Source organism: Marinobacter sp. VGCF2001 (assembly GCF_049943275.1).
Taxonomy (GTDB): domain Bacteria; phylum Pseudomonadota; class Gammaproteobacteria; order Pseudomonadales; family Oleiphilaceae; genus Marinobacter.
Genome location: NZ_JBNFVX010000023.1, coordinates 1 through 17,484, shown reverse-complemented (window position 1 = coordinate 17,484; position 17,484 = coordinate 1). Strand labels below are relative to the sequence as shown.

Genomic DNA, 17,484 nt, shown 5'->3' with positions numbered 1-17,484 from the left:
GGTTACTGGCTGAAAAATTCGTCAATCCAGGCGCTGTCTACCTCCCTGAGCGATGCGAAGCGCCAGCGGGGCTGCATATCTTTGTCAATCAGCAGGGCCCGTATACCCTCGGCAAATTCGCCTTTTTCCAGGCTGCTGTGGGACATCAGCAATTCGTTGTCGAACACCTCTTTGAGGCTGTGAAGGCGGCTGCGATGGTAGTGCTGCCACATCAACGACAGCGAGGTGGGGGATGCAGTTTTAAGCCCTTTCACCGATTTGCCCAGCCAGTCTTCGCGAGCGCCCAGTTCAGTCAGTTGCGCAATAACCTGCTCAAGAGAATCCGCGTCGGTTGCCTGCTGAATATCGTCGAAATGCGCGCGCACGGCGGATTGCGGCATGGCATCGCGGCTTTGTTGTTCAAACTGCCGGAGCACCGCGCTCACCACTGCGTGTGCATTGGCCTGTTGCCAGTCCGCCGCTTTCAAGGCGTCCACTACCTGCCCTTTCAGATCGTGGCGGACAAACCGGTCAGCCATATTCACGAACAGTGCATCCGCGCCGTTCATACGGGCGCCGGTGAGCCCGAGAAACAGCCCGGTGCGCATGGGCATACGGTTCAGAAACCAACCGGCTCCGATATCCGGGTACAGGCCAATGCTCACTTCCGGCATCGCCAGTTTGGAATGTTCAGTTACTACCCGATGGGAGGCACCCACCATCAAGCCAATGCCGCCGCCCATGACAATGCCGTTGCCCCAGCACACAACGGGCTTGGGGAAGGTGTGAATCTGGTAGTCCAGCGCGTACTCTTCGCTGAAGAACCGCTCGCCTTCCGCCAGTTTTCCCGGCTCGGTCATGGCCCGGTACAGGGACACAATATCCCCGCCAGCGCAGAAGGCCTTGTCTCCCTCGGCTTCCAGCCAGACCGCCTGCACTTTCGGGTCTTCAGCCCAGCGGCTGAGCTGGGGCCTGAGCAGGCTGATCATGTCCATCGACAGCGAATTAAGATTACGCGGCGTGTTCAGCCGGGCCACGGCAATCAGTTCACCGCTGCCGGTTGCCCATTCTTCAAATACGATTGGTTGGTCACTCATAGCAGGCCCGGGTTATCGGTTTTTCCAGTCTGGCGCACGCTTCTCGAGGAACGCGTTGACGCCTTCTTTCTGATCTTCGGTATGGAACAGCTCTACGAAGAGTTCCCGCTCCATGCGCCAGCCATCGCTGTGGCTGCGGCCGTCACGGGCACTCATCACCAGCTGCTTGCAGCGCGCAATCGAGGATGGGCTCTGTTTGCAAGCGCCCTCAGCCAACTTCAAAGCCGCATTCAAGCCTTCACCGGTTGGCACCACCTCTTCCACCAGCCCGATCTCGCAGGCCTTGGCCGCGGTGACCCGTTCACCACACAGGATCATGCGTTTGGCCCAACCTTCACCCACCAGCCAGGGCAGGTTCTGGGTGCCACCAGCGCAGGGCAGCAAGCCAACACTGGCTTCTGGCAGGGCCATCTGGGCCTGTTCCTCGGCAATGCGGATGTCACAGGCCAGGGCACATTCCAGGCCACCACCCATGGCGTAACCGTTTACGGCGGCAATCGATACGCCGCGGAACGCCGTCAGCGCTGCGAATGCCTCGCCGAATCGTTGCGCCATCTCATTCGCCTTTGCCCGATCACCATCGGCAAAAGTTTTCAGATCAGCACCGGCGGAGAAAAACTTCTCACCCTGGCCCGTCACCACCAGCGCGAAGATGTCCCGGTCCGCATTGAGCTCTTCCACCGTCGCTTTCAGTATGGCGAGGGAATCGGCCGTCCAGGTGTTGGCCGGCGGATTGGCGATGGTCAATACCGCAATGTGGCCGCGTTTTTCCAGTTGAATCAGTTCACTCATCACAAATTCCTCTGTGGTCCATGGTCGGTTACTGGATTGCTTTGGCAACGCCGTCGTCCAGCAGCCGGCGGGCGATGATCAGGCGCATGATTTCGTTGGTACCTTCCAGAATCTGGTGTACCCGCAAATCCCGAAGGTAGCGTTCCAACGGGTATTCCCGGATGTAACCGTAGCCGCCGTGCAACTGCAGAGCCTCGTTCACCACCTCAAAACAGGCGTCAGTAGCAAAGCGTTTGGCCATGGCGCAATGCAGGGTGGCCTCCGGGTCGCCACTGTCGAGTTTGAACGCACCCAAACGCACCATTTGCCGGGCAGCCACCAGGTTGGTGGCCATGTCCGCCAGCTTGAACTGCAAGGCCTGGAAAGCCGCCAGCGGCTTGCCGAATTGCTGGCGCTCGTGCATATAATTCCGGGCTCTTAGCAAAGCGGCCTGAGCGCCGCCCAGGGAACAGGTGGCGATGTTCAGGCGGCCACCGTCAAGACCTTTCATGGCAATGGCGAAGCCGTCGCCCTCATTACCCACCCGATTGCCGGCGGGCACGCGAACGTCTTCCAGGGTAACCTGGCGCGTGGGCTGGCTGTGCCATCCCATTTTTTCCTCGTTCTTGCCGTAGGAGACACCTTCGGCATCCGCCGGGATTACGAAGGTAGATATCCCCCTGGAGCCACTGTCGGCGTCGCCGGTACGCGCCATCAGCACCAGAATATCGGTTGCCCCCGCACCGGAGATGAACATCTTGCTACCGTTGATCACGTAGCTGTCGCCATCCCGAACCGCACGGGTTCTGAGGCTGGCGGCATCGGAGCCGGCACCGGGTTCAGTCAAACAGTAAGAAGCCAGCCATTCACCACTGGCGAGCTTGGGCACAAATTCCTGGCGAAGATCTTCAGAGGCGAAATTCGCCACCATCCAGGTGGCCATGTTGTGGATGGTAATAAAAGCGGCGGTGGACGGGCACGCCGCCGCCAGCTCTTCCACAATCACGGAGGTGTCCAGGCGTGACAAGCCCATACCGCCCAGTGCTTCGGGCGTGTAGATACCCATAAAGCCCATGGCCCCGGCTTCTTTCATAACGTCGACCGGGAAAATATGTTCGGCATCCCACCTGGCAGCGTGGGGCGCCATGGATTTTTCCGCAAACGCCCGGGCCGCATCCCGGAACGCCTGCTGGTCTTCAGTGAGATCGAAATCCATCATTCCTCTCCTCGTCTGTACTCATCCAATCCACTCACCGACAACGCGATTAACGAAGCTGGATGGAGAAGTTGGCCTCTGAGGAGGTCGCCTCACTGGAGAACCAGCGGGAGGTCACCGTTTTGGTCTCTGTGTAGAAACGCACCGCCTGTTTGCCGTAGGCGTGCTGATCCCCATAGAAGGAGCCTTTCCAGCCGGTGAACGAGAAGAACGGCAGGGGCACCGGAATGGGAATATTCACACCCACCTGGCCCACCTCAATTTCATGCTGGAACCGGCGCGCCGCACCACCATGGTTGGTAAAGATGGAAGTACCATTACCGTAAGGGCTGGCGTTAATCAGATCGATGGCATCGCCAAGGTTCTCCGCGTTGACGCAGGACAGTACCGGGCCAAAGATTTCGTCTTTATAGATATCCATGTCGGGCGTCACTTCACTGAACAGCGTCGGCCCTACCCAGTTGCCCTCGGGCAAGCCGTCGACGGTGCAGCCTCTGCCGTCCAACAGCAGCTGGGCGCCCTGGGCTTCACCGGTAGCAATCAGCGATTCAATTCGTTCCTTGGCCTTGGCGCTGATCACCGGGCCGTAGCTGGCCCCGGAGTCGTTCCAGGCACCGGGGCGCACCTTGGCCATGGCCTCTTTCAGCTCCGGAATCCACTCCTGGGCAGCGCCCACAAAGACGGCAACCGAGATCGCCATACAACGCTGGCCGGCGGCTCCCACGGAGGCACCCACCAGGGCGTTGATTACCTGCTGCTTGTCGGCATCCGGCATGATCACCATGTGGTTCTTCGCGCCGGCAAAGCTCTGTACGCGCTTCATGTTGCGGGTGCCGGTTTCGTAGATGTACTGCCCCACCGGCACCGAACCGACGAAGGAAATGGCCTTGATGGCGGGGTCTGTCAGCAGGGTGTCCACCTGTTCTTTCGCTCCGTGAACCACCTGCAGTACGCCCTTCGGTGCGCCCGCCTGTTCAAACAGTTCCGCAAGACGGGTCGGCGTCAGCGGGTCTTGCTCTGAAGGTTTAAGAATGAAGGTATTACCGCAGGCAATGGCCATGGGGAACATCCACAACGGAATCATGGCCGGGAAGTTGAAAGGGGTAATGCCGGCACACACACCGAGCGGCTGGATCCAGGAATGGGTATCCACTTCACGCGCTACGTTTTCAACGGTCTCGCCCATCATCAGCGAACCTACGTTGGCGGCGTGCTCGACAACCTCGATACCGCGCCAGACATCGCCTTTGGCGTCGTCAAAGGTCTTACCGGTTTCCTGGGCCAGAATCTCGGCAATTTCGTCGTGATGCTCTTTCAGCAACGCCTGATAACGCAGCATCACCCGCGCGCGCTCAGACACCGGCGTCTCTTTCCAGCTTTTGAAGACCTCGCCGGCATTGTCGATGGCCTGGCGCATCTCGTCGGCAGTGGCGCATGGCACCTGAGCGATGATTTCATTGGTGGCCGGGTTGGTGACGTCAATCCAGTTCCGGGTCTGGCTTTGAACGAATTCCCCAGCAATAAACTGCGGTACTTTCTTCATGATGATGTTCCCTGTTTGTTGTTATCCGGGATGAGCCGGCCTACCGATAACAAGGCAGATCCGACGATGATTTGAAGAAAGACTAGCACGCGGATTTACGGTTGGTGATTGACTAAATTTCGCCCATAATGGATTATTTTTCGATGGCCGAGATCCCAACCAAGAAACCTGCAACGCAAACCTCCCAATGGCCGGTACCTACCGACAGTGTTCGCTATGTGGTTCCAGAGCCTATTGTGCGGCTGTTGGCGGCACATCCGCTCACCCGGGAGCTGTATCCCCTTGCCTTCGGGCATTATCGGAGAGCGGCCGGGCATCACATGCATAGGGAACACCATCGTGATAATCTTTTGATCTATTGCACCGATGGCAAGGCCTTTCTCAACGTGGCTGGAGAGCCTCACACGGTAGAGGCCGGCGACCTCCTGCTACTGCCGGCGGGCGCCAGCCATCGGTACACAGCCGACCCGGACAACCCCTGGACCATTCACTGGGTACACTACACCGGGCCGCTCGCCGAAGACTTCGCCCGGTACATGGGCTTTGATGACAACACCCGAATCCGGCACCTGGGCAGGCAGCCTCGGTTACTGGTGGATTTCAACGGCCTGTTGTCGGTGAGACAGACGGGCTTCCGGGCCCGGGGGCTGATCCACGCCAGCAATCGGCTCCGACAGTTGCTGGCCGCCGTGCCCATCAACGCCGACGAAACCAGTCAGGCCCGGCAGGCCGAGCTGGATTCGCTGCACAGTTTCATGCGGGAGCACCTGGAGGAGCGGCTAACCCTGAACCAGCTGGCCGAACTGTCCGGCCTGTCGCCCGCCCATTTCGCTACCCGGTACCGGGAGCAAACCGGCGTTTCTCCCATCCAGCACTTTCTGCATCTGAAAGTGGAGCGGGCCTGTGAATTGCTCGATACCACCAGCCAGAGCTTCGCCGACATCAGCCGGCAACTGGGCTATGACGATGCCTATTACTTTTCGCGACTGTTCAAGAAAGTGATGGGGAAATCCCCGAGCGATTATCGCCATATCGCACGGCACTGATGCCCGATGCCGCTATTACACCACTCTGCCTGATTCTACGATGGGGCGGAGTTACGCCGATGCCGGCCAGACAGAATGTGGTGAAGACCATCACACTCGACCATCGGGTCATCGCAATTGACCACGATGTCCGAGCGCGCAATCACATAGGCTTTGCCCGTGATACTGTTTTTGATGACCTGATATTCCCCCTCGGTTTCCACCGAAGTGAACTCCCCGATGAAGCCGGTATCACGCAAAGACACAGTTTCCAGTTTATCCCCGGGCTGGATTCGGCCCTCGTAATGCATCAGTGCGAGCCGGGCCGAGGTACCGGTGCCGGTGGTACTTCGGCAAATCACACCAGGGTGCACGTAGGTAGCGGAACGCGACCGATAATGGCCCTCGGCCACTTTCACCTCCGGCCCCATGAAATGCAGAAACGGCAGAGGCCCGACATCGCCGAGGGTATAATGGGAAAATCCGCGTTCGGCCTGAATGGCCTCGACGATGGCGTGCGCGGTGCGGGCCAGGTCGCGCTCCTCGGGCAGGTTCAGGTTTAACCCCAGTGAGCTGGCATCCACCAAAGCATAGAATCCGCCACTATAAGCCACGCTGTATGCCACCTGACCAATGCCCGGAACCTCTATGCTGGCGTTGTGGGTATGGATATAGCTGGGCAAGCCCTCGCAGGTAATGGCGTCCACCACACCGTCCCGCACAGTGGCCTCAATGTTGACGAGGCCCGCCGGCGACTCCAGCAGGAAATGCTGCCTGCCCTCCTGCTTCGGCACAATGCCGGATTCGAGCACGGCCGTGGCCGTGCAGATGGTGTTGGAGCCGGAGTAGATGGGATACCCCATCACTTCCATGATGATGTAACCGGCCGCCGCCCTTGGATCCTTAGCCGACACCAGCAAATCCACCGACATTTCCGGAACACCGTAGGGTTCCTCCAGCAGGAGTTGGCGCAAGCCATCGGCATTATCCCGAAGGTATTCCATCTGGGCCCGCACCGTGGCGCCAGGCAGCGGATCGACGCCACCAGTCACAATACGGCTGACATCGCCGCCGGCGTGGGTATCCATCAACTGAAGGGTCAGTTCCGGTTTCATCAGCCCGCCTCCAATGCATAAGGTTGCCCGTGCTCCGGCCATTGGGCATCCGGCACGATGACAATTTTGCCCAGATAATGGCTGCCACGGTTCACAAAATATTCCTCGGCCCGATGCAGCTCGGATAACCGGAAAGCGCCGTGCAAGACCGGCTTCAGTTCGCCGCTGCGAATCCAGTTCATAAGCTGTTCCGCTTCGTCCCGGGTGCCATGGGAAACACCAGAAATCTGCACCTGATACAGGTAGATCCGGGTCCACAGAATCTCGCTGATGTTGCCGCCACTGGCTCCGGCGATGCTCAGTCTCGGATAGGTATGGCGGGTATTCATGTCGAAAATCATCGCGTCGATGAATCGGTCGCTCATGTCACCGCCCACCAGATCCATCACCGCGTCCAACGGCTTGCCGCCGGTCTCTGCCTTCACCCGATCAACAAAGCTGGTCATATCGGTTCTGTCCAGCACCGCTTCGGCTCCCAGTTTCAAAAGCGGTTCGGCTTTGTTCGGTTGGCTCAGGGCGTAGGGAACGGCTCCGATAATGCGGCATAGCTGAATCAGGGCCGTGCCCACGCCACCACTGGCGCCCGTCACCAGCACGCGCTCCCCCGCCCGAACGTTGGCCGAGGTAAGCATATGGTAGGCGGTCTGGTAGGAACACATACCCATGGCGGCGAGTTCGGCATCGGTCAGATCGGAATTGGGAATGTGATGGAACTGGTCGGAGGGCAAGGCGACATACTCGGCGTACCCGCCATCAGCGCCATGGCCATAGTAGTCTGGAGTGAGATTAATGTCGGTGCGCGAATCGGCATAGATATTGAAATCCAGCAAGCCGCGTTCGCCGATACGCTGTTCACTGACGCCCTCGCCCACGGCCACGATGCGGCCAGCGATATCGGCCCCCTGAATGCGAGGAAATGTGAGCGTGGGCTTGCCGCCCATCTGGAACGATGTCATTTCCCCTTTCTTGGTGGGATACAACCCCTCACGGGCCTTGCGATCGGTGTTGTTCTTGGCGGTGGCGGTTACCTGCACCAGCACCTCGCCTTTCCCAGGCTTGGGAACGGGCACCTCCTGATACTTGAGCTGATCAATGCCACCATGGCCCTGCAGCACCATGGCCTTCATCAAGGACGGAATCATCGGCTACAGACCTCCCTGTTCTGGTGAATGGGCTATCCAGACAGAATAGGAAAGATTGTCAGGTGTGTCAGGGCAATTGCAGCTATTGACCAGTCGGCGCCGACACTAGCGGGCAATTACCCGGTATACCGGTTGAAGACGGGGAATCTGTTTGAGCACCACCTGAATAACGGTCATCAACGGCACCGCCAGCAGAACGCCAACCGGCCCCCAGAGCCAACCCCAGAAAAAGATCGAAACAAAAATGATGACCGGATTAATGGCCATGCGGAAGCCATGAATCCAGGGTTCCAGAAAAAATCCGACAATGGTGGTCAGCAATATGAAACTGGCCGGGGCCAATGCCATCATCCAGAGCGCATCCAGCGATATCGCGGAGACGATGGCCAGCAATGTGATTGTCAGCATATTACCGAGATAGGGAATAAACCGCGCCAGGCCAGCAATCAGGCCCCAGACGGCCGGGTCTGGCAAGCCCACCGCCCAACAGATCAAACCGGTGAGCAGTCCCACGGAGGTGTTGCTCAGGCCGAGCACTGCCAGAAACTGGGCGATTTGCTGCTGGGAATCGTGCGTGATTCTCAAAACCGTCTTGCGCTGGGAACGCGGCAGTTGCTTGACGAAATTACGGATCAACCGATCGCCGCTCACCAGCAGGAAATAGGTCAGCGCCAACGCCAGAGCGAGACCCGCAATGCCATTCCGGGCCTTGGCTATAAGCTGGCTGCGCCAGGAATCAGTCTGCAAGACTACCGTTGTTGGCTTAACCCCCTGATCCTCAGACAACCCTTCTACCGATTGTTCAACCTGTTCGGCTGAGCGGGTGACCTTGTCGATCTGTTGCATGATTTCATTCTCGCCCACCAACAGGCGCGACAGCCCTTCCGGCGCTTTTTGCACCCACTCCAGTGTCGGCGTGGCAACCGCAGCGCCCAAACCGAGAATACCAGCCAGTACCGTTAATACGAGCACCAGTGCGGTAACCACCCGGGGAAAGCGCCAGCGCAGATACGCTTTTTTCACCAGTGGCGCCAGCAACAGGCTGGTCAGCACAGCCAGAATAATGGGTAAAACAATCTGGTGGGCAAGATACAGCGTGTACAGAATGCCGAGGATGAACAAACCATAAATCGGTGTAGAGAGATCGGCTATGGACGGCGATTTCTCAATGTTTGATGCCGGATGTTCGGAATTCTGGTCATCCATGAGTGTGCGGTACCTTTCTTGAGCCTGAACTGTGACGCAGATTGGCTAACACGATGGTCAGCGCAACGGATTAGAAGGTCAGTGTAGCGTTTAGAGGGAATAGCCGCATTATCCGGGAATGAACAAATGTACGGAATGCGACTGAACCGCTCGCTCGTTGCATATCGTATATCCGGGCGATGCAAACGATTCGGAGGAAAGGCGCGATGTCTCCGCAGTACGATACCCTGTTCTACGATGGCTCCTGCCCGTTGTGCGCGCGGGAAATACGCACACTTCGAAAACTGCAGGCCGGTCATCTTCTGTTCGCCGATATTCATGAACAGAACGCGACCAGCGACCAGTTGCTCTCTCGTGAACAACTGCTGCGCCGCCTGCACCTGATGAGCTGGACCGGAGAATGGGTAACGGGCTTGCACGCCAATGTGCGCGCCTGGTCGCATACGCGGTTTGGATGGTTGTTTAAACCGTTGCTATGGCCCGTCATTTATCCCGTTGCCCGACGGATTTATGAAACCTGGGCCGACAAACGGTATGAGCGTAAATACGCTTGTGCGATGGGCCACGAAAACTCGTGCCCACCGGGAACCTGAGGCAAATAGGCTGCTAGCTGGCCAGCTTGGGCAGGAATGAGGTATCCACCCAATAGCGCTTGAGGTTGGCCTCATCGACCAGTACGGGCACCGTTTCCCTGTGAATATGATTACTCGGATCAAACCACAGGTTATCGCTTCGGAATACATGAAGCTCACCGGTTTGCGGATGCTGCCACTGGCAGACAATGCGGAAAGGGTTACGGCCATTCACGGTCAGGCTGGTGTTTTGCTCAACTGACGAAAATGTCGCGAGCACCTCCGTCCCGTGACCTTTCAGGTAGGCCTGTGAGCGGCTCTTCTTCCAACCAAACAACAGCATCCCGCCGCCAATGGCGCCAAACACGAGCCCCATACCTCCAAGAATCATGGGCAGCCCCCACAGGGAGAAGAAACTGTTGATTCGAGCACTCTCCGGAGCCGACGGCTCGTAAAACACAGATACCCTCTCGCCGCGACTGAACGACGGCGGATTTGAGCCGGAGCGCGACCGGAACTCGATCTCCCGACCACGGATATTCTCGAAAACGACCACCGGATAATAGGTTGTCGAATCGCTGGAGCGAGAGCGCTCCAGATCAATGACCGTGCCCGTGGCTTCCGTAGCTCGCTCGATAAATGACACCGTACTGCTGTAACTCATCACCGCACCAATAAGCATACCGGCGCCAATGAGTGTGAAGACGTATTTGAGGATATTCAGGGTTTTCAATGGTTCAATCCTTGTGTTTTGGGGTCTCTTTCCTTAAGCCAGCTGACCAATTTCGGCCCCTTCGGGAACGAGAGAAGGCATTTGGGGCTCACGCCCCTTCAACATATTTGCCAGACGCCGCTCTCGTACCTTGTGAACGGAGGGATCAAACCTGAGTACCTTGAGGGGCACGGGGTCACCCTCCCGCAACTTGTCGAATGTTGCCAGCTTACTCAGATAGAAGGCCCCGCTGTGATTTTGGCCATCAAACTGAAAATCAAACTCAATCAGAAGGTTACACTGATAATGCCCTTCCCCCTGTGGCTCATTTCGATGGTCGTATTCCTGATGAAACTGACAATCCGCTTCTTTTTTGGTCAGTACGCCGTCCACCTCTACACCGTGCTTCCGTAGCAAGGCCTGGCCGTAGAGGTAGCTGGTACCCGAGTAAGTCATGACGATAGCAAGCAGAACCAACCCAGCGCCCATCAATGCAAAGAAACCTCCCGCAATCATGGCACCCCAGTCGCCAAAGTCGACGTAGAAAATGCCACCACCCACAGCGGTGGTGATTATTCCTACGCACAGCATCGTTAGCATAATGCCTAGGTCAGCTTTTATTGCTGACCACAGGAGCGGCCAATCAATGTGGTTTTTTCTGAGCATTTTTCTGGCGCTGAGAGGTTAGTTAATGGGTTGAGGCTGGTTATCAACGCAGCGTACGATTGGCTCTGCTGAGAAAATACCTACCGGGGAAGAGTTTTGCGCATTCTTTCATGAAGCTCGTCCAGCTCCTTCTGTTTTTGCACCATGTAGTTTTCTTCGATATCGATCAGTCGGGTTGTGGGGCCGTGTGGTTTTAGGCGTTCTTGGACGACTTCAGGCCAGTGTTTCCTTGACCTCTTTCGATCAACCCTTTGTATGAACTCCATACCCGATGCCACCGGAAACAAAAGATAGGAGCCAATCCATTCGATAACCGTGCTTCCCGAAATCCCATTGCCTTCCTTTCGTTCCTGGCCCAAAAAAGTTCTCGAATCCAGAATCAAGTCGAGAAATGAAACTTGCCCAGATTCTAACGTTTCTTCAACGAACCGGCTCTTGGATTCCGTCTTTCGTCCGGTCTCATCAAACCAGGGACCAATGGTCATGAAACAACGCAGATATTCCCAGATGCCAACCAGCGTTGGCAGCCGCTTACCTGCAGAAATACCCGACAAGTTCAGTGCAACTCGGTTACCGGGGTCTCCAAACTTTTGAAGAACAATTTCCAGGTTTCCATGGACAATAGATCCAGAGTATTGATTAACCATTCTATATTCATAGGCAACGGCCTCTATTCCTTCCCAGGCTGCATGGTATAGCTCTCCTTTAAGATCATAATAGATCTCCTGTGTGCGCCGATTGAATACTATTGGTAGCGACGGAGGGCGGGTGCTCTCCCAAGCCGCCGGCACAAGTATCCCTAGAATTGAGCACAGCAAAAGCCACCAATCTGAACTCAAAGCGTTTCCAAACCCAATGATCAGGAGAAAAAGTACTACACCGTACCCGCCTACAAGAAAACCAAAGCCAGTGAGCATACCTTTACTCTCGGCACTGCCCGTTCTTAACGCCATATAGGTCTCATTTTGCGCCTCAACAAGACTCGGTTTGGATGGTAAATGACCACTGCTAGCATCACTGTGTAATACCCGAGCACTCGATGAGCTCCCTACCTTATTAACTGTCGAATCAAATAGTTTTTTTGCATTCTCAATCACCAGATATCAACCTCTATCGGAGGCATTTCAAGACCAGGCTGAGGGCGGTATATCAATTGCCCTTGCAGCCCAAATATCTGATCATCATTGTGGTAGATACGCCGATAAGTAGCTGTTGAAGCCGCATTGTGAATTCTCGTGCCCTCATGAATTGAGAAGTCAGCGCCTGACCAAACAACGGCTTTTCGATTCGGTTGTAAAATTCGTTCTTTTTCCTCGGAATCAGATATTGTTCTCAATTGCTCTTCTAGCCATGCCAGAGATCGATATGTAACCCCATTTCTTAGCTCATTTCCTGTAAATTCGATCATGTCGGACTCCAATCTTTCCTGCCCAACCAACTCCAATATCAGCCAACAGTCTTGAATATGAATTCCGGTACGCGGGTTTAACCTAGGAACTCTCTCAAGCCTGAATGTAATCGGAAAAACAACAGCATATAGCCGCTCCATTTCGCTCCTATAATTACCGGCCCAAGCAGCAGGCATCACACCAAATCGAGTATTTGCTAACCAACGCTCAATAGGTGTATTTTCGAGGTAATAGCGTGCGACCAATCCGCCAATCAAAGATGCGGTTAAACCAAGCGACAATGCAGTAAACCATCCTCCCAGTCTAGACAATCCTCTAACAGCAGAAGCAGTCTGCAGTCCTAAAGCTACAGCTCTAGCTTCTCTATATGCCCTAAAAGCTCGTACGCCTAACGCCAACTGTCCTGAAGAAATACCAACTAAACCAACTTCAACGGCGGCAGTATCGAAATCTCCGGCACGATAAGACTCAACCGCCTGCACACCAAAAATAACAATATCGAAGGCCGCGGTAAGAGCAGAAGCAAATGCTGCGGCAGCTCCAATCCCATGACTTAGTGCCTCGGGATTAATAGATCTTGATAATCCCTCCCCCCAATTCAGTTCTGCAATCTTATGTTGCAGCGACATAAACGCTGCGGCAAAGCCGGTCACACCACCAAATGCTCTAGCAAAACCGTGCAAATCACGGTCGGCACCGACACCCAAGGCACTGTTCGCAGAGACCATGTTAATTCCAGTCAAAACAACCAAAACTGATCGCAGCGGGGCCTTGACCAATCCATCTATCAGGCCATAGGGATTACCGTTAAAGTATTTTCCCGAATTGGCAGCCATTGCCCGAATGACAGGCACGCTAGGCACCTCGGCATTCAATTGACCGCGAGGTATGTTGCTATTTGCTCCTTCTCGCGCCGCCTCACTCAGCCACTGATTAGATTGAAATGCACTAACACTTTCCACTGCCAAAGTCTGGCCTGTTCGTGCCAATCCAGACACCAAAAAGCCACTGCCTAAAAGTGAGATTCGATACGGGAATCCTCTCAATTCAACTGCGGCTGCAGGCGAAATAGCGTTGAAAAGTATTTGAGTCGGCACAGCCGATGGAATTGGTGCCCGCCCCACTAAACCCGACACCTTAGAGTTTATGGCGGCAACGACAGCCGTGGCAGCTTTGGATAGATCTTCAACAGAATCGTTAGCCATATCACCAATTGATACTAGCTTCTCGACGTCACCGAGTGATACACGCTCTCTTATCCCAAGCAACGCATTCCAGAACCAGCGAGTCCCCTCCCCCTGAACTGCGGCTAGGCGGCCGATAGCCCCGGCCCCTTTACTAAAATAAGATGGACCAAGCAAAGCAAGTCCGAATTTTTCCTGCAGAATGGTGTGATGATCTTCTTTAGCCAGATCTAGGCTCTCGCATGAACTTGCGAGGGTTTCAGGGCCATTCGCACACTCAAGGGTATCCATCCATAGGATCCAGGAATCAAGGAGCCCAGCAACAACATCTTCAAAATGTGACTGAGACTCATCCGATTCCCGCCACACTCTCTGTAATTTCGGCAGATCTACAAGTTCAGGAAGTTTCGCTTCAAGCTGGCGATCAGTCTCATAAAGATCCTTGATCGTCTTCGCCAAACTCCACTCTCCACCGAATCTGGCTCTTAACCTCTCCTGGTTATCGTGAGTCAGACGAACCAATGCGGCCAGATCTTCGGTAACACCCCATGGATCGTCCACTATCCCCATCACGCGCTGGTCAAATCGCCGGGTAGAGCGCTCCAACCGAGGCCAGTGGGGAATGGTTGGAGTCAGGCCAGTCCAGTCAAACTCCTCAATGGAGGTAACTTCTGGCAAGGCATAAAAGGTCTTTTCATCAAGCAACTGAGTGTTCGGTGAACCTCCTGGCACAATCCTGCGCATAAACTTTCTGCGCTGACCCGGTTCATTCACAATCATTTCGAAATGAGCGTCAGACCATTGATTCTCACTCCAGGCGACATCAGCAGGCTCACCAGAGGGTAAAGACAAGTAGACATTGCCGCGATGATCAACAAGCTCTCCACCTCGGGTCGTTTCCTGAAGCAGGGAATCATTGACCGAATACTCAATTAACCTCCCTTCGAACTCACTCCAAACATACAACCAGCCATCTCTCAGAAATCGAGGAACGAGTCCAAGATTCCGATCCTGAAGATCAGTATAGCGATCAATATTAGGAAACAGGTCCGGCAAATCGGGCAATTCCAGCCCACCTAAGAGCTCTCCCTCATAGCGCATAGGGCCGATGGCGTATCGAAGGGGTAGAAAAGCCGTCATTAGTGGGCAAGTTGCGCAATAAGTCATAACACGTCCCTGTGTTGGTTATCCGCAGAAGAATCCAGAGCAGCCAGCAAATCCAAGCTAAATTGAAAGCATGGGGCCACCAGATTAGACTCGAATTGTCCTTCCTTTTGTTCGTCACTCATCCCGGAGGGTGAAGGGCGATACTGAGTCATCGATCCATCACTTGAACGAAAAAAGATGCTTTTAATGCCAGACCAAAAATGAGCGGGTAAACGACCGTCAACTCCAGCTAGTCTCGACACTACCTTGGCATCACCAATCCTTAGCCAGACAGCGTGCCCCTCCGGCATCATCACCTGAACCCGAGATCGCATAAAGTCCAACAATGCTGACTCACCATAAGACGTATGCAAGACCGAAGCCCTCGCCACTAAGGGATGGTTCTTCGCCCACAGCTCTTGAAGTACTATGCTCGCTCCAAAATCAGCAATCATCGGCCCTAATGCTGATACACCATCGAAAACGCCGTCTTTAAGTACCATTAAAGGGCATACATCCAGGCTCTCTTCATACAAACTTCGCAGGCCACCCGCGATCGCTCCATCAAACAACATGAACATTTTTTTGTCGGACGGAGACAGGCTTCCTTGAATGTTCGAACTCTGCAGCGTCATGAAGAAATCCCCTGGTCTGATCTCACAGAGCAAACCTCCGAAAAAGTTTCTTCGTTTCTCGCTGCATTTCTGAAACTTGCGGCCTGTTTCAGGTCAGCCTCAATCGGTCGCAGCTGGTCCGCGTTTATAAACTGAGTATCACCGGAATGCCGTGTCTCGGTATGGGGAAGTGTTGAGACTGGCTGCTCAGATAAAGCATCATGAGTCACCACATTTGGCAACAACGGCCCCTTGACCCCAACCCCACTACCACTCCCGGGCCCACCCCCGGAATTCATCCTCACCAAAGGCCCAGACACTGTCACCCCACTCGGATCCACCTTCACAAAGCTTCCACCAGCCTTCAGCGTCACCTCAGCTCCAGCCTCAATCACAATCTTCATGCCAGCCTTGTGATGGATTTCGGTGCCCGCTTCCACCAGCTGGTTTTTGCCCTGCTTGCTGTGGTGGCTGCCGTTTACGGTGAGGCTATAGTCGGCGCCGATACTCTCGCGATGTTCGCCATCGGTGGTGTGGTGGCGGTTGCCTTTGGTGTGGCTGAAGCGGTTGTTTTCCACCGTCAGGTGGCTGTCGTTCCTGATGACTTCAGTGCGGTTGTTTTCCGTCAGCAGGTCCAGGTCTTTCTGGGCGTGCAAGTAGACCTGTTCTTCGCCGGCTTCGTCTTCAAAGCGCAGTTCGTTGCTGCCCTCGCCCTTGTGGGTTTTGGTCTTCAGGGTGGTCCGGGTTTTGTGTTCCGGCAGCGCGTACGGCGGTGTGTTGGTGGCGTGGTAGGTTCTTCCGGTGATGATGGGCTGGTCCGGGTCGCCGTCGAGGAAAGACACGATCACTTCGTGGCCGATTCTGGGTAATGCCATGAAGCCGTATTGGCCACCGGCCCAGCCCTGGGCCACGCGCAGCCAGGCGCTTGAGTGTTCGTCATTTTTGGAATAGCGATCCCACGGGAACCGGACTTTCACCCGGCCGTACTGGTCGCAGTGAATTTCTTCGCCTTCCGGGCCGGTCACCAGAGCCATCTGCGGGCCGTCCATCAGCGGTTTGTGGTTGCACAACGGCCGCCAGGTTTTGTCGGCCGAGATGGCGCTGAATTCGTTGTGGTAACTGGTCGGTTCGCTACCGCCCTCTTCTTCCAGGGCCTGGGGCTGTTTGCCGGTGTGGGTGATGGCGGTGAGTAGCCATTCCCGGTTCAGGGTCTGGCTGTCGTGGTCCTGCAGTGCCACTTTGGCGCCGGGGGTGAAGTCCGGGCGGTTGCTTTTGCCGTTGGCGATGGCCGCGTCGTTTCTGAGAGCATCCAGTTTGTTCTGGGTGAACGGCTGGCCGCTGGCATCGGCTTTGTAGCGGCCGGGGTAGTCGTAGTGCTGGTAGTCTTCCCGGTGGTTCGCGTCGGCAGCGCTGTGTTCGTGCATCAGGGCGTAGGCGGGGTTCTTGAAGGTGTAGTCTTTCATCGCCACCGATGACGCCCGCACACGTTCTTCATAGGCGAACTGGAACACGCAGGCCTGCTTTGTGCTACCACCGGCTTTGGTGTTGCAGGTAACCGGCTCCAGCTTCGGGGCGTCGCCGTGGTGGTCAGCGAAGATTAACGCTGGTTGTTCTTCACCGTCCACACTGCCATGCTGATAGCGGTAGTGCCAGCCTTCTTCGGCGGCCAGGCGTTCCAGGAACTGCAGGTCGGTTTCCCGGTGCTGGACGCAGTATTCCCGTTCTTCCGGTGGGCGTTTGAGGTCGAAGATCGAGTCCACAATGCCCCGCTCTTCGAGCAGGGTGCGCACGATGGCGTCGGTGGTCTGGGTCTGGAAGATGCGGCTGTTGTGCATCAGGCCCAGGCGCCATAACGGCGGCTGGATGACCACTTCGTAGCGGGTTCGGCGGTGGCCGGTGTCGCCCCGCATAAATTCGTTCACTACGCCGGTAAACCGGCGCAGGGGCTGGCCGTCCTGCCACACCACCAGGTCGACCGGCTGTTCCAGTACATCGGCGGCGGCCACATCCGGGTCGGTGCTGGCCAGCTGTAAGCGGCCATGGAACAGATCAGACAGCCGTTCGGTCAGCGCAAAGCCAACCACGAC

At 55.7% G+C, this 17,484-nt stretch carries 15 protein-coding genes; 2 read left to right on the top strand and 13 right to left on the bottom strand.

Annotation, left to right across the window (positions count from 1 at the left end):
• Nucleotides 1–2 precede the first annotated feature (2 nt).
• From ACP2AU_RS15970 to ACP2AU_RS15955, 4 genes are read right to left on the bottom strand one after another with little or no spacing between them, the layout of a single operon-like run.
• Nucleotides 3–1,076: an enoyl-CoA hydratase/isomerase family protein gene (locus ACP2AU_RS15970; protein WP_426377215.1), complete on the bottom strand. Its 1,074-nt coding sequence runs from the start codon at nt 1,074–1,076 to the stop codon at nt 3–5.
• A gap of 12 nt (nt 1,077–1,088) precedes the next feature.
• Nucleotides 1,089–1,868, bottom strand: a complete 780-nt coding sequence (locus ACP2AU_RS15965) for an enoyl-CoA hydratase (protein WP_426377214.1) — start codon at nt 1,866–1,868, stop codon at nt 1,089–1,091.
• Nucleotides 1,869–1,896: 28 nt separating this feature from the next.
• Nucleotides 1,897–3,063 (bottom strand): acyl-CoA dehydrogenase family protein, encoded by a 1,167-nt coding sequence (locus ACP2AU_RS15960; protein WP_426377230.1) that lies wholly within the window; start codon nt 3,061–3,063, stop codon nt 1,897–1,899.
• 49 nt (nt 3,064–3,112) lie between these two features.
• Nucleotides 3,113–4,606 carry a CoA-acylating methylmalonate-semialdehyde dehydrogenase gene (locus tag ACP2AU_RS15955; protein ID WP_426377213.1) on the bottom strand — a complete coding sequence of 498 codons (1,494 nt, stop codon included), beginning with the start codon at nt 4,604–4,606 and terminating at the stop codon, nt 3,113–3,115.
• A gap of 143 nt (nt 4,607–4,749) precedes the next feature.
• Here ACP2AU_RS15955 and ACP2AU_RS15950 point away from each other — a divergent pair, with 143 nt between their 5' ends.
• Nucleotides 4,750–5,652 (top strand): AraC family transcriptional regulator, encoded by a 903-nt coding sequence (locus ACP2AU_RS15950; RefSeq protein ID WP_426377212.1) that lies wholly within the window; start codon nt 4,750–4,752, stop codon nt 5,650–5,652.
• Nucleotides 5,653–5,687: 35 nt separating this feature from the next.
• Here the strand turns inward: ACP2AU_RS15950 and ACP2AU_RS15945 are convergent, their stop codons facing one another.
• The 3 genes from ACP2AU_RS15945 to ACP2AU_RS15935 all read right to left on the bottom strand — a co-directional run bounded on the left by ACP2AU_RS15945 (nt 5,688) and on the right by ACP2AU_RS15935 (nt 9,094).
• Nucleotides 5,688–6,746, bottom strand: coding sequence for a proline racemase family protein (locus tag ACP2AU_RS15945; protein WP_426377211.1), 1,059 nt, complete (start codon nt 6,744–6,746; stop codon nt 5,688–5,690).
• The gene (locus ACP2AU_RS15940; RefSeq protein ID WP_426377210.1) at nt 6,746–7,888 is read right to left on the bottom strand and encodes a zinc-binding dehydrogenase; all 1,143 of its coding nucleotides are present in this window, start codon (nt 7,886–7,888) and stop codon (nt 6,746–6,748) included. The genes ACP2AU_RS15945 and ACP2AU_RS15940 overlap by 1 nt, the downstream gene beginning before the upstream one ends.
• Nucleotides 7,889–7,993: 105 nt before the next feature.
• Nucleotides 7,994–9,094, bottom strand: coding sequence for an AI-2E family transporter (locus tag ACP2AU_RS15935; protein WP_426377209.1), 1,101 nt, complete (start codon nt 9,092–9,094; stop codon nt 7,994–7,996).
• A gap of 206 nt (nt 9,095–9,300) precedes the next feature.
• On the opposite strand from ACP2AU_RS15935, the gene ACP2AU_RS15930 reads away from it, so the two are divergent.
• A complete protein-coding gene (locus tag ACP2AU_RS15930; RefSeq protein WP_426377208.1) occupies nt 9,301–9,687 on the top strand; it encodes a thiol-disulfide oxidoreductase DCC family protein in 387 nt (128 codons plus the stop codon).
• Nucleotides 9,688–9,700: 13 nt separating this feature from the next.
• Here the strand turns inward: ACP2AU_RS15930 and ACP2AU_RS15925 are convergent, their stop codons facing one another.
• The 6 genes from ACP2AU_RS15925 to ACP2AU_RS15900 form a co-directional block, all read right to left on the bottom strand.
• The gene (locus ACP2AU_RS15925; RefSeq protein WP_426377207.1) at nt 9,701–10,399 is read right to left on the bottom strand and encodes a DUF3592 domain-containing protein; all 699 of its coding nucleotides are present in this window, start codon (nt 10,397–10,399) and stop codon (nt 9,701–9,703) included.
• 33 nt (nt 10,400–10,432) lie between these two features.
• The gene (locus tag ACP2AU_RS15920) at nt 10,433–11,044 is read right to left on the bottom strand and encodes a DUF3592 domain-containing protein (protein ID WP_426377206.1); all 612 of its coding nucleotides are present in this window, start codon (nt 11,042–11,044) and stop codon (nt 10,433–10,435) included.
• A gap of 80 nt (nt 11,045–11,124) precedes the next feature.
• A complete protein-coding gene (locus ACP2AU_RS15915; RefSeq protein WP_426377205.1) occupies nt 11,125–12,141 on the bottom strand; it encodes a hypothetical protein in 1,017 nt (338 codons plus the stop codon).
• Nucleotides 12,138–14,804, bottom strand: a complete 2,667-nt coding sequence (locus ACP2AU_RS15910) for a toxin VasX (RefSeq protein WP_426377204.1) — start codon at nt 14,802–14,804, stop codon at nt 12,138–12,140. Before ACP2AU_RS15910 ends, ACP2AU_RS15915 begins: the two co-directional genes overlap by 4 nt.
• On the bottom strand, nt 14,801–15,418 hold the full coding sequence (locus ACP2AU_RS15905) for a DUF4123 domain-containing protein (RefSeq protein ID WP_426377203.1): 618 nt from the start codon (nt 15,416–15,418) through the stop codon (nt 14,801–14,803). Before ACP2AU_RS15905 ends, ACP2AU_RS15910 begins: the two co-directional genes overlap by 4 nt.
• The coding region (locus ACP2AU_RS15900; RefSeq protein ID WP_426377202.1) for a type VI secretion system Vgr family protein at nt 15,415–17,484 on the bottom strand (2,070 nt) is incomplete at its 5' end. The genes ACP2AU_RS15905 and ACP2AU_RS15900, both read right to left, overlap by 4 nt.

What these genes read in the sequence shown, in the direction of transcription:
- ACP2AU_RS15930 (WP_426377208.1), top strand. Translation starts at nt 9,301, where the DNA reads ATGTCTCCGCAGTACGATACCCTGTTCTACGATGGCTCCTGCCCGTTG.
- ACP2AU_RS15910 (WP_426377204.1), bottom strand. Translation starts at nt 14,804, where the DNA reads ATGACTTATTGCGCAACTTGCCCACTAATGACGGCTTTTCTACCCCTT.
- ACP2AU_RS15960 (WP_426377230.1), bottom strand. Translation starts at nt 3,063, where the DNA reads ATGGATTTCGATCTCACTGAAGACCAGCAGGCGTTCCGGGATGCGGCC.
- ACP2AU_RS15945 (WP_426377211.1), bottom strand. Translation starts at nt 6,746, where the DNA reads ATGAAACCGGAACTGACCCTTCAGTTGATGGATACCCACGCCGGCGGC.
- ACP2AU_RS15940 (WP_426377210.1), bottom strand. Translation starts at nt 7,888, where the DNA reads ATGATTCCGTCCTTGATGAAGGCCATGGTGCTGCAGGGCCATGGTGGC.
- ACP2AU_RS15970 (WP_426377215.1), bottom strand. Translation starts at nt 1,076, where the DNA reads ATGAGTGACCAACCAATCGTATTTGAAGAATGGGCAACCGGCAGCGGT.
- ACP2AU_RS15965 (WP_426377214.1), bottom strand. Translation starts at nt 1,868, where the DNA reads ATGAGTGAACTGATTCAACTGGAAAAACGCGGCCACATTGCGGTATTG.
- ACP2AU_RS15905 (WP_426377203.1), bottom strand. Translation starts at nt 15,418, where the DNA reads ATGACGCTGCAGAGTTCGAACATTCAAGGAAGCCTGTCTCCGTCCGAC.
- ACP2AU_RS15950 (WP_426377212.1), top strand. Translation starts at nt 4,750, where the DNA reads ATGGCCGAGATCCCAACCAAGAAACCTGCAACGCAAACCTCCCAATGG.
- ACP2AU_RS15935 (WP_426377209.1), bottom strand. Translation starts at nt 9,094, where the DNA reads ATGGATGACCAGAATTCCGAACATCCGGCATCAAACATTGAGAAATCG.
- ACP2AU_RS15955 (WP_426377213.1), bottom strand. Translation starts at nt 4,606, where the DNA reads ATGAAGAAAGTACCGCAGTTTATTGCTGGGGAATTCGTTCAAAGCCAG.
- ACP2AU_RS15920 (WP_426377206.1), bottom strand. Translation starts at nt 11,044, where the DNA reads ATGCTCAGAAAAAACCACATTGATTGGCCGCTCCTGTGGTCAGCAATA.